The sequence below is a fragment of the Niallia sp. Man26 genome (genome assembly GCF_022049065.2).
In the GTDB taxonomy this organism is placed as follows: Bacteria; Bacillota; Bacilli; order Bacillales; family Cytobacillaceae; genus Niallia.
Genome location: NZ_CP095744.1, coordinates 1,208,499 through 1,221,195, shown reverse-complemented (window position 1 = coordinate 1,221,195; position 12,697 = coordinate 1,208,499). Strand labels below are relative to the sequence as shown.

Below are 12,697 nucleotides of genomic sequence, written 5' to 3'. Positions count from 1 at the left end.
TTTAACCTCTTAAACAGCAATGCCTAGAACGGCTAATATTGCTGATAAGACAACAATAATCATTAAGACAAAATTCCCACTTTTTCCTTTTCTTAATAAGTGTGTACAGTACCAAACTAGAGAAAGCGGAAGTATACCTTTCATAATTTTGTCTAGGATATCTTGAAGGACAAATTCTTGACCTGAAATAGTGGTTGTAAAACCTAAGGTAAAGGGAACATTCAAAAAGGTCATCGCACCTACCATTATAAGTCCCAATATAGTGGCACCTTTTGTAACTGCCTTTAATAAGCCGCTCTCGGTTGCTGTTTTAATATAAGTTGCGCCTACCGAATAACCGATAAATGTTCCGAAATATCTAACAAAGAAGAATGGGATATGAAAAAGTAAGAAAAATAATATAGGACCTAATATATTCCCAGCAGTTGCTAGGCTTAAAGATATACCTGTAACTATTACTCTTAAGGTTCCCATAAAGAAAGAGTCACCAAGACCGGCTAGTGGTCCCATTAACCCCACCTTAATTCCATTAACAGTTTCATCCATATTATCAATCTTTTTTACTGAGTTTTCTTTTTCCATTGAAAGGGTAACACCCATAATAAAAGGAACAAAACCTGGATAAGTGTTAAAGTATGATGAACTTCTTTCAAGTGCCTTGTAGTATTCCTCTTTATTATCTTTATAAATATGTTTTAGAAAAGGAATGCTGGCAAATCCATAACCGATACCTTGCATTTTTACATAATTCATTTCTGCAGATTGTGTTAAAGATCTCCAAAATACCTTTTTTAATATTTTCTTTTCTTCGGGAGCTATATTATTATTTTTTGCTTTCATTTTTTTAGCCATTATTTACCCTCCTTATCCTAGTTAAAGAAATCATCTACTGTATTATTATTTTTAGCGCTTTCATTTGTCTGCAAAGAACTGCTTTCACCAGCTAATCGAAGTTTTTGTTCTAATTTTTGTTTATTAAAATAATTCATTGCGTAAACAACAGCTACTACTGTTCCAAATAGAGCAATACCCATCGTATCTAAACCTAAATATGCTGCTAATCCAAAACCAAGGAAATAGAACGCAATAATTTCTTTGTCCCATAGAGACTTTAATAATAAACCGAATCCTAAAGCAGGCAATAAGCGAGATGCAATAGTTAAGAAATCATTAACTACTTGAGGCAAATTATTCATTAAGTTATTTATTGGTTCTACACCAACCAAAATAGCGATAAATGAGATAATAGCATATGGTATCCCAAAGACAATAACAGCAAATATATGAATCTGTTCAAACCGTCGATTATTTCCATTTTCAATACTTTTATCTACTATAGAAACTACGGCATTATGCCAAACTATTTTAATCAATTGGTAAATAAATACGGAAATTAAACCAACCGGAACAGCTAGAGCTACCGCTGCTCCAACATCTTTGCTCATTAATATGGCAAAAGAAGTACCGATTATTGCTCCCATTTCAGTATCTGATGGTAGTGATCCACCGACTCCAAAAATCCCCAAGAATACAGCTTCTAATGCTGCTCCTATAATTATGCCTTGCTGAAAATCCCCCAAAACCAATCCTACTATCGGTCCGAGGATAATCGGACGCATTTGTAGATTCGCAAAACTTAATGAAAAAAACTTAGCCAAATACGTTACTACTGCTATAAGTATAGCTTCCACTAACATAGCTTGCTCCCCCTTTTATGTCTGTATATTGTTTAAAATTTACTTGTTAAATCTAACGGTGTATTATCAGGTACTAATTGGTATTCCAAAGGAATCTTTAAATCTATTATTTTCTTAAAAGTATTTATATCGTTATCTTCTACATACAAGTTTTCCGTAACCGCTTTCTTTTCTTTTATCTTTCCACTCACTCTTCCGTAGTTCCCAACATTTACTTTAGGTATATTAGTAGCATTCTCACAAATGTATAGGGCATCTTCAGGGTTATTTACCAATACTAAGACTTTAAGTTTATCAATTCGCTCGTCGTTTAAGATTTCAACAGCTTCTTTAACCTTCACAATACTTGCTTTCACCCTATCTCCTGCAGCCATGATTAAAGAAGTTTTTTGAATTTCATTATCTGCTACAGAGTCATTTGCGACTAAAATTCTGTCTAAATTCAAATGCTTAGTCCAAAGAAACGCCACTTGTCCATGGATTAATCTTTCATCTATTCTAATTAACTTATTCATTATTAATTATCCCCCTTAATTAAAGAAATCATCTTGTTCAGTAATCTTACTTATATTAGCTGGTTTAATTCCATCTTTTGCACTCTGTATAATCTTTTCTAGATTCTCGTCTGTTATATTTTCTTCTAAAACAAGACTTAACAATAATGATAAATTCATCCCTCCTATTAATCTGACATTCGGAAGAACTAGTAGAGAAATTGCTTCATTATACATACTTCCTCCAGTAATATCTGCCAGTAGGATTACTTGGTCATTCTCGTTAATTTTTTGTCGAATATCCTCAATTAAAACATTAGGCGTATTATCTTCTTTTAAACAATACGCAAAAAGATTATCTTGTTTTCCCGTGATCATCTCTAATGCTCCTTTAATCCCTTCGGCAAAATCACTGTGTGAAATTAAAAATATTTTTTTCTCCATTCTTTAATTCTCCCTTAATATTTTGTTTCACTATTTATAAAGCAATTTCTGTGCCAACTTACTGTCGAATTTAAAAAATCCTTATAATTGCATGTTTTTATAAAATTTATATATTTATTCCGACACAAATATCTATTTCATGTTTCTGGCGCGATTTTATATAACCATAAAGCTCTTTGGCGTTTTTTGTAAAAGGAGTTATCATATATAGAATCTTACCATTAGCTAAAGAATATCCTATTTTAGCTGAAAAAATTACCTTGATTGCTAGCAACTAATGGGATTTGTGCTAAACTTATGCCGTCTTTTGCTTCCTGGATAATAGTTAACAGCTGTTCATCTGTTATATCCTCATGTAAAATAATGTTTAATAATAAAGATAAATTCATTCCTCCTATTAATTTTATATTGGGTAAGGATAATAAAGTCATTGCCTCGTTATACATACTTCCCCCAACAATGTCTGCTAATAAGAAGACTTGATCTTCCTTTTTAATCTGTTGTTTTAGTTCCTTAATTAAGCCATTAGGAGAATTATCCTCCATTAAGCAGTATGCATATACATTATCTTGCTTTCCAGCTATCATTTCTGCAGACTTTTTTAAGCCTTCTGCTAATTTATTGTGTGAAACTAAAAATACCTTCTTTGTCATTTTAAACCTTCTCCCTTATCTTTTACATTATTAATAGCAATTTTCGTGCCAACTTGTGGCGGTTTGTAAATAATATTTAAATAAGGAATACGAAAAAATCCGACACAATTTTTTTAATTCCTTTATTTATATTTTCCAGCGTAATCACAACTCTTTTGCAGCAATTTTAAATTGCCAAATATTTTAGATTCACTTAGAAGAAGTATATACTATTGTTTGGCTATTCTTTTCTTTGCAATAAATTTCGGCTTATAGGCTTATACCATTTAAGAACAAACAAAAACAACCACACTCAAATGAGTATGGTTGTTTTTGTTTGTTCTAACTATTGATTATCTACTTCTAGACGGGACCCGTCTATTCTCAATTCTGCAAATGACGAAATCCCTGGATATGCCGGATCTGTTGGTATACCTGGATAATCTATTTGAAGTTTAAAGTATCTAAAAGATTGATCGGTCAAGGAAGACTTTACAGGAATTCGTTCCATTTCTTCTGTATTCGTAGTAGGTCTATCTGATAGTAATGTCCATTCGTTCCCATCATTAGACCCGTAAACATTTAATCCTTCCGATCGATTAGGAAATCCTTTTCTTGCTTGGATAGAAAAAGCTTTTGGAGAGATTTTATATTCTGCTCCAAAATCAAATATAACTGGGGCTCTTAAATCTCCACTAAAAGTTGCTGTATCATTATCTACTAATTTTTTTACGTTGTCTCTATTCATGGTTGTTACTGAAGATAAAATGGAGTCATAAGCATAGTAATTAAAGGAACCATCCTCCAAGTGTGGATTCAACAACTCTAATGCTCCTATACTCTTTGCAAATTTGCTCAATGCTGATAAGAATTCTATATCTTCAGCCTTTTTATCCAATAATATCTCTACTTCTTCTTTCATTTTAGAAACTTCTAGAATACTTTTTTGTGTGTATTCCTGATTTTGATCATATAAAGATAGAACATTTTTATAAGCTTGGTTAGGATTATTTGCAACATTAAACTTAAGTTGGGTTGTATTTATTACCTTACCATTATCCACAACCACTGTGACAGTAATTGGTTCCTTGGTCTTTTTATCAGGCGTCCACTTGATAATCCCATTATTATCAATAGTCATTCCTTCTGGGGCATTTTCTAGACTGTAAACTAGTTTATCCTTACTATCAACCTCAATTTTTTCCTCAAAAGGTACCTTTTTAAGGAGATAGTAATCATTGCTAAAAGTATCATGGAATGCTGGTACTTCTGTTGCTAATCCACCGTTTCCATTTACATATTGTAGACGGTCAAAATCGACTTGAACATCTGTATCTGCAATCACAGAATAAAAGTCCATATTATCTAATTGCCTAGCAGTTCTGGAGATTTGTTTTTTATCACTAGTTGTATATATTATGTTTTTCCATTCTCCGTGAGTATTTGGGATACTTACTTCTTGGTAAGCTTCATCCAAATAATTATTGCTGCTAATTAATAACTTTGCATTACCATTTGAGCGTATTCGCAAGGAAAGATATTTACTCTCTTCTTTAGTTGATTTTATTAAAGAAGGCAATGCTATTTGATTCCCTCCACGTACTGTATTTTTATCATTCGGATAGAGGTTATTGTAATCTGTTTCTTTTATATCACCTTGATTATTTGCCGAGTTAACACGTATAAAAGATATATCCTCTGTATTTATCAACTTACTTAAGCTCTTGTCTAATATAGCTGCTCTTTCACTAAACAAAACGGAGGAATCGCTTACATTTTGAGAAGGGATAGATAACTCGCTGTCTAAATCCCGCTCTTTTGGGATAGATAACCAATATTCAGCTCCTATTTCTGTCAGTTTATTATCACTAAAAGATCCCCAAAAATTAGTTTTAACTGTTCCGTTATAAAAAACAGGTGAAGTTAAGTTTTTGGCCATATATGAAATTTGTGGAGCCTGTTTTTCTAACTCTTCTTTTGTCATATTTTCCTTATATCTATATGCATCATAAAGCTCACTCATGCTATAGTATAGACCTGTTCGTCCACGATATGCCTCAGATACTTTCCCACCGTAGTCTTGAATCCCTAGCTCTGTCCAAGGTATAGTAAAACCTCCCATATAGCTATAAAGCTTTTCTGAACCTTCTAATATTCGCTCTTCCAGAAAAGAATAAGGAGTTACTGCATTTTCTGCTATGGATACTGTTCCGTTGACAGGGTCCACTTTTGTTTTTTGTTGGGTAAGAATTCGTGCAATACCCGTAAAATTGATGACGTCCCCTGACCCGTGAGCTTGATCTCGTCCCATCTCTAAATGTTGTACGTAATCTTGACCAGTGGGATTTAGAGGGTTATCTTTATCTATTAATTTAAATTGGTTACTAAGAGCACCGTTTATTTCTGGTTTTTCCGTTGTGGAGTTGACCATTGCCCACTCTACTGCTTCTTCATATCGTTTTTTGTCATCTTTAAATATATATCCTGCCATAGCTCCAATTACGGGATAGGTATGTTGATTCAAGTATCTGTAATTCGTGTATAAGAAAGTGTCGATAACTGGATCAATTAAATTTTCAGTGAGTTTATTAGTATCCTCTTCTGTCCAATTTAAATTATAATTCTTTATTCCTGTTTTCTCATCATTGTATGTTGAATCTAAAACTGTAGTATATCGCAGTAGCTCCGCAGCACTTATCATATAATAAAATGGTGTTCCAACATGTATATGGGAGTCGGCATAATACTTAAAACTATTTGGGTCCATGTTTTCCCAAATACGGACTAGTCTTAATGCATTGTATCTATATTGACTATCACCAGTTAAATAATATAATACTGCCTGTGTGTATGCTCTAAAACCATCGTTGCTTAAATTAACATTAGCCGAAGCCTTCTGAAAAGTGGTATCTTTAGGCTGATCTATTGTTCCAGCTTTTAAGTTAGCCGATTCAAATGTTTTTGAGGCATATTTAGTCTCTTTCATAGCGTTATAATAGCTTTTCCAAGGATCGTTCCCTTTTATTAATTCCTGTCTTGTTTCCATTAATTTTTCTGGGTCAACACTGATCCCTGGATGAATAAACCCATCCTTTTCTTCAATAATGAGATTTACTTCCTCACTTAAATCTTTTTGAATCTGTTCTGCAGAAACTTTAGGCTCTGTTTTCCAGCTAAAGCTCATAACTAATAATACTGCTAATAGACAATGAAATATTTTTATCCTCATATTATCCTCCTTTAAAGATTAAATCAGCTAAAATTCATTAATTTGTATTCTACCACCCCACTTAATGTAAGCGCATACCACACTTAACATAAAGCAAATCCCATGCCAATAAGTGTCGATGACAAATAATAGGCATGGGATTTTACTATTTTTATATTTTTAATTTATCTCGTGATATTTCTTGATAATTAAAATACTTAAAGTCTGCGTAAGAAGTATGATTATCCATATCTTGAGCACATATTCCCACCATAGCACCTGTAAAAGCTAATTTACCATTAGCTTTTATATAGTCGTCACTTAAATGATTAACTTCTATCTCTTCGCCAATCTTAATCCATTCATTAGATAAGTTATAATAAAACTGTGCCTTTTCTCTGTTAACTTCTACCGCTAATTTAATAGGTTCTTCATGTTGGCTAATGAGAATTCGATCTGATTCATAACTGAATTGATTAATTTTAGCTGTTTCAAGTTGGATATATTTCCTTCTTCTTTCTTCATCATAGGATATATGTAAATAAATCCAATTATCCGTATCATAAAATAATACTAGCCCTGCAAGTTGTTGAAAACTTTTCGGAGAAAACTCTATCTCTGTCTCCGCTCGGAATCGAAAACTTTGCCACCTTCTCGCTACTAAAGATTGTTGATGAAGACTTGATAAACTCTGCTCTCCATATAATCGTAAATATCCAGGGCGTTCAATAAGTGAAGCTTTTTCACCAAGAGGGCGTCTCAATGTTTTAAAGTAATTTGGTAAAACTTCTGTGTTAAAATTACAGAATGTTGAATTGTCTGTGTTCTGACTGGTATTTAGCGCAATGCTAGGCTTTGGTACCCTCATTTCCGGATATGGAGTTCCATTAACCAAACGCGGCCATCCATCAATCCATTCAATTTTTTGTAAAGCAGTCTCTCTACCTAAAGTACAATTTCCACGCTCAGTTAAGGGACGGGAACATAAGTGAACAATATACCACTCCTGTTCAGATATTGGTACAAAGGATGCATGACCACTTTTTTGTAATGGATTTGTTGAATCTGTTTTAGTTGTGATAAGAGGATGAAACGGTGATAGCTCATAAGGGCCAAAGATGTTTTTGCTTCGACAAACTGTTGAGGCATGACTATACCCTGTTCCCCCTGCTGCACAGAGCAAATAATACCACCCATCTTTTTTTAATAACTGGGGTCCTTCACAGACGCCTAAATCTGTCCCCCGAAAAAAGTGACTTCGTTCCCCAATAAGTTTCATTTCTTCTAAATCATATTCTTGTATGACTAATCCTGAAAAGTTTGGTTTATCCAAACGATGGTCAAATAGCATATTCATAACATAATGACGACCATCTTCATCATGGAAAAACGCTGGGTCAAATCCACTTGCTGTTACAAAAGTGGGTTCACTCCATTCTCCATCAATAGTCTCACATGAAATAACATAGTTAATGGTATCCTTAAAAGCTGTGCCGGTTTTTACATCTGTATATAATAGCCAAAACTTTCCTTTAGAGTAGCTAAGATGGGGGGCCCATATACTACCTGAGTTATAATTCCCCACTAAATTTGCTTGACTAATTCTATTTATAGGTTGCGCTACCAAATTCCAATTAACTAAATCAGTAGAGTGATAGATTTCTACTCCCGGCCACCATTCAAAGGTCGAAGTAGCTAGATAATAGTCACTTCCTACTTTTACTACACTTGCATCTGGATTAAATCCTCTTAAAATCGGATTTACTATCATATATAATCCCCTCTCTATCTACCTTTAGAATGATAATCGCTTATTAATTGCTGCAACAGAGATTAAAATTCATTTATTTCTTTACCGTAAATCTCTATTTGAGTAAGAGCAGGAAATGGGGAATCATCCTGATGTTTAATAAGTTCCTTTAATTTTACTGAACTAGATACCACATCTTCAAAACTGAAAAATTGCCTTTCTAAGCTATTAGTTGGATTAATAGTAAAATCCTGACCATTAGAAAATTCCACTGTTACTTTTTCCCAAAAGCTATCATGTGGGTAGTCTCCCCTTAGCACTAGAGCTACCTTATTGATACTTACAAGCCGACCAAAATCAATTGTAATTTCAGCATCTGCTTGCTGATTAATTCCCCAAGACTGATAAGGAAAAGAACCATGATTTTCATTTGCTATTATTCCGTCTATTGCATTTCGTGCAAAAAAAGTTGAATCGTTTCTAGTTTCTACATTGGCATAAGCATGTGGATAGGCTCCAGAATCGTCTTTTTGGTCATGAGGATTTAAAGCCAAATTTCTATACGTGTTAATATCTTGTTTGGTTGCTTTTTTAACAGTTATGTAGTGGCGCTCTCCACTAAATATTTTTGGAGAAAACGCTCTTTTAAGTGTTGGTTCTGTAATTACTTTATACTTCCAAGTTTTCTCCGTTAAATAAATTAAACTTGGAGCAAGCGCCTCATCAACTTGTATCCACAAAAACTGGGGTACTTTTTCAACAACTAGCTCAATATAATCGCCGCTTTCGTACGCATATTCTTTAAAGGCTAAATATGTTTCTGTTTTATGGGACCTTTCACTTAAAATTTCCCCTTCACTGTTTCTTAATCTTAATGTCAACATTTTTAAATCCTCCTCAACATGAAACTACTTTTCCCTTGTAAAAACCCATTGTGACGCATAAAAATCATGAGTTGGTTTATCTAAGGCAATTCCAATCTCCATTAATTCGTCACCTTTAAATGTTCTTTTTGTTCCTTCTAAACGATATGATGCTGTTTCCTCAAGATTTTGGAGCTTTAATCGTTTGGGTACAGTATTTACTTTGGCGAGTCGATAAACATGACTTACTATCACTTTTTTTGCGTCCAATTTCATCCAAGCTTTTTCATTTTGCTCATCATATACATTAAGTCGATAATGTTGTCCAAACTGAAACGTGTTACGATATTTCTTATAAAATTCAATTTGTAATTTCATCTGAAGTTTATCTTCCATAGTTGCATCAAGTAAATTTATTTCATAACCAAAATTCCCTTGTTGTGCGACAATTCCTCTAGTATTTAATGTTGTCATACGACCGACTTGATGGTTCGGGACGGCTGAGACATGACAACTCATTGAGACTGGAGGGTAGAGTAGAGAAATTCCTTCTTGAGTTGCCAAACGCTCTATTGCATCGGTATTATCACTGGTCCAAATTTGTGGAGTGTAATATAGCATACCAGGATCAAAACGACCGCCACCGCCAGCACAGCTTTCTATTAATACATCTGGGTGTTTGGCTAGCAACGTTTCTAATATAAAGTACAAGCCAAGAATATAGCGATGTCCCAATTCCTTTTGGTAGTCACTTTCCAGTAGGATGCTTCCCATATCTGTAAGATTACGATTCATATCCCATTTCAAATAAGTAATATTATTTTCTTTCAGGAGCGAATCGATAGTTTCAATTAAGAAATTTTGTACATCTTTTCGACTCAAGTCTAAAACTAGTTGGTTACGCACTTGCTGTGGAACACGACCTGGAACTTGGATAATCCAATCCGGATGTTCTTTAAATAAATTACTGTTTCTCGAAATCATTTCGGGTTCCAACCAAAGACCAAAATCGAGACCTAGCTTATTAACATCCTTAATTAAGTTTTTGAGTGAGCCGCCAAGTTTCTTTTCATTCGGAACCCAATCCCCTAGTGACGAATTATCACCATTGCGCTCTCCAAACCATCCATCATCTAAAACAAACAATTCGATTCCAATCTCACTTGCTTCTTTGGCTAAACTTAAAATAGTTTCTTTATTAAAATCAAAATAAGTTGCTTCCCAGTTATTAATTAAAACAGGACGTTCTTTTCTGGCATGATTGCTTTGCATTAAGCACTCTAAATAAAATCGATGGTATAGCTGGCTCATCCCATTTAATCCTTCATTAGAAAAAACTAATACTGCTTCTGGTGTATAAAACACTTCACCAGGAGATAGACACCACTCAAAATCAAAAGGATTAATTCCTAATTGCATTCGAGTATTTTGGTGCATATCCACTTCTACGTTAGCAATAAAGTTACCACTGTAAATAAAATTCATACTGTATACATTTCCACTGTTTTCATTGGTAGATGGGTCAACTAAAGCTATAAAAGGATTTTGCCCATGGCCACTTGCTCCTCGTTTACTATCTATACCCTGATACCCTTGGCGGATTTTGTTACGATGAATATGTGATTCTCTACCCCACGCACCACTTAGCGTGATTAAATCAAACTTATCTGTTAAAAAGTCTAAATTAACAGACATTATTTGGTTTATCTTCAGTTTTTCTTTAGAATAGTTAAAAACTTCTACATGCTGTGTGAAGATATCATATTCATCAAAACAGCTGATTGATAACATAATCTCATTACTAGTAATCTCATCTTTCAATACTAGTTCTAGTGTCGATAACTTTGTAGCTGTATTCGTACTAGGTAGACCAGGTATCTTTTTTTTACCATCGTAAATACGATGAGTTTTATAACGATAATCTGAAATTCTGCTTCCATTTTCATAAGTAAATTGAAAAGCTGGTGTACGCAAATCTGGGTTCCCATATGCAGGATAAATAAATGGGAGTTGTTCTAGTTTAAAATCCTTTATGCTGTCCGTATCTGCTAAATAACTGGCTCTTTTGATCTCACCTGTTATATATGAGAGGGAGTCCGAGGTTATTTTTTTCCCAAAATACAATAGGACAACGTGACCACTAGGTAAAATCCCAATGGAAAGTTGGTTGTTTTCCGTATAGAGATTCAGTTGTTGCTGTTCCTCTTGATATTGAATCATTGTTTTAACCCCTTACTTTCTTTATACAATTTGTTAGCTATGGTATCCCCATAAGTGTATAGTTTTAGAATCATTTTACTGAAATCGTTTAGCCACAGTTGGAACTACTCCTCATATTTTTTAAAAAAAGAGCCATTTAATAGAATGGCTCTTCTTCCGTTTACCAGATTAAAAAGTCTGACTCTTGGAGTCGTAGAATTGCCTCCACAAAATAATAATCCGTATAAATGATTGGAACTTCTGTATTGTCTTTGTCATGATAAGAGCCAGTTCCATAATCAATAATGCCGTCCTCTTCCGGATTCCAGTTTGCATATTTTTGCTCAGTTGATTTTAAAATATTGACGGCTGCAGTAATATAAAGCTCTTTTTCATGTTCGCCTACATGTTTGGCAATTTCTAAAAATCCGCATGCTGCACAAACACCTGCAGATGTATCCCACTGAACTGGTTCTTCTGGAGCTCTAAAGTCAACAAGAGGAATATAATCTGTCTTAGCTACATTAGCAATAAAGTAATGAGCAACTTTTTTAGCTGTGTCTAAATATACCTGTTTACCTGTGTGTAGATAGCTTAAAGCAAATCCATATATCGCCCAGGCTTGCCCCCTAGACCATGATGAACCCGATTCAAAGCCTTGTCCGCCGGGAGTGTCTAAAATTTCTCCTGTATAAGGGTCAAAAACTCCTATATGATTAACAGAACCATCGGGGCGTACAATGTTGTTCATCACCTTGTCCGCATGGTCCTCTGCAACAAATCCAAATCGAGGATCATCTATTGTTTCCTTAGCCCAATAAAGCAAAGGAATATTTAACATGCTGTCGATAATAACCCAACCTGCACGGTCTCTGTTCCATGAACGAATGAATTTCCCTCTTGGATTGTATCTCCCTGCTAATAAGTGAGCAGCATGCAAACCTCTTGCCTTAGAACGTTCATTTCCTGTAAGTCTATAATTTGCTACAGCTGTATGAAGCCACATAAATCCAACATCATGGTGTAATCCAGTATATTTATCAAAGGCTTCATCTAATCTATCTTCATTAGATTCTGCCGTTTTTTTATAGATTTCTTTATTAGTAGCATGATACATTTGCCACATTGTCCCTGCCCAAAATCCATTTGTCCACCAGACAATATCCTTCTCGCCCATGTCTACATACTTTCCGTTTTCAGGAACATAAGGTATTAAGTTACCTAAACGCTCTGCTTGAACGCCTAATTTATAATCTAACTTTTCGAAAATATCCTCTGCCCATTGCTTTGTTTCCTGGCTAATCATTACTCTCCCACACTTTCTAATCATTTATTGTATTGAATGTAATCAGAATCCTTTTATCCTTAGCGGAATAGTTACACCCAAATTAATGCTGTCTGAAATACCTC

The 12,697-nt window shown here is 34.3% G+C and carries 10 protein-coding genes; all 10 read right to left on the bottom strand.

The genetic code is table 11. The features are described 5' to 3' along the window. Window positions 1-9 precede the first annotated feature (9 nt). Window positions 10-852 carry a PTS system mannose/fructose/sorbose family transporter subunit IID gene (locus tag L8T27_RS25595; RefSeq protein ID WP_237943898.1) on the bottom strand — a complete coding sequence of 281 codons (843 nt, stop codon included), beginning with the start codon at window positions 850-852 and terminating at the stop codon, window positions 10-12. 17 nt (window positions 853-869) lie between these two features. After that, on the bottom strand, window positions 870-1,697 hold the full coding sequence (locus L8T27_RS25590; RefSeq protein ID WP_237943897.1) for a PTS mannose/fructose/sorbose/N-acetylgalactosamine transporter subunit IIC: 828 nt from the start codon (window positions 1,695-1,697) through the stop codon (window positions 870-872). Window positions 1,698-1,729: 32 nt separating this feature from the next. Next, window positions 1,730-2,212, bottom strand: a complete 483-nt coding sequence (locus L8T27_RS25585; protein ID WP_237943895.1) for a PTS sugar transporter subunit IIB — start codon at window positions 2,210-2,212, stop codon at window positions 1,730-1,732. A gap of 15 nt (window positions 2,213-2,227) precedes the next feature. Continuing rightward, the gene (locus tag L8T27_RS25580) at window positions 2,228-2,635 is read right to left on the bottom strand and encodes a PTS sugar transporter subunit IIA (protein WP_237943893.1); all 408 of its coding nucleotides are present in this window, start codon (window positions 2,633-2,635) and stop codon (window positions 2,228-2,230) included. A gap of 242 nt (window positions 2,636-2,877) precedes the next feature. Next, on the bottom strand, window positions 2,878-3,288 hold the full coding sequence (locus L8T27_RS25575) for a PTS sugar transporter subunit IIA (protein WP_237943891.1): 411 nt from the start codon (window positions 3,286-3,288) through the stop codon (window positions 2,878-2,880). A gap of 325 nt (window positions 3,289-3,613) precedes the next feature. After that, window positions 3,614-6,496 carry a putative Ig domain-containing protein gene (locus tag L8T27_RS25570; protein ID WP_237943888.1) on the bottom strand — a complete coding sequence of 961 codons (2,883 nt, stop codon included), beginning with the start codon at window positions 6,494-6,496 and terminating at the stop codon, window positions 3,614-3,616. Between the two features lie 151 nt (window positions 6,497-6,647). Continuing rightward, window positions 6,648-8,246, bottom strand: coding sequence for a glycoside hydrolase family 43 protein (locus tag L8T27_RS25565; RefSeq protein ID WP_237943886.1), 1,599 nt, complete (start codon window positions 8,244-8,246; stop codon window positions 6,648-6,650). A gap of 62 nt (window positions 8,247-8,308) precedes the next feature. After that, window positions 8,309-9,109, bottom strand: coding sequence for a discoidin domain-containing protein (locus L8T27_RS25560; RefSeq protein WP_237943884.1), 801 nt, complete (start codon window positions 9,107-9,109; stop codon window positions 8,309-8,311). A 24-nt stretch (window positions 9,110-9,133) separates the two neighbouring features. After that, on the bottom strand, window positions 9,134-11,308 hold the full coding sequence (locus L8T27_RS25555; RefSeq protein ID WP_237943883.1) for an alpha-galactosidase: 2,175 nt from the start codon (window positions 11,306-11,308) through the stop codon (window positions 9,134-9,136). 160 nt (window positions 11,309-11,468) lie between these two features. Then, on the bottom strand, window positions 11,469-12,593 hold the full coding sequence (locus tag L8T27_RS25550; RefSeq protein WP_237943881.1) for a glycoside hydrolase family 88 protein: 1,125 nt from the start codon (window positions 12,591-12,593) through the stop codon (window positions 11,469-11,471). Window positions 12,594-12,697: the final 104 nt, after the last annotated feature.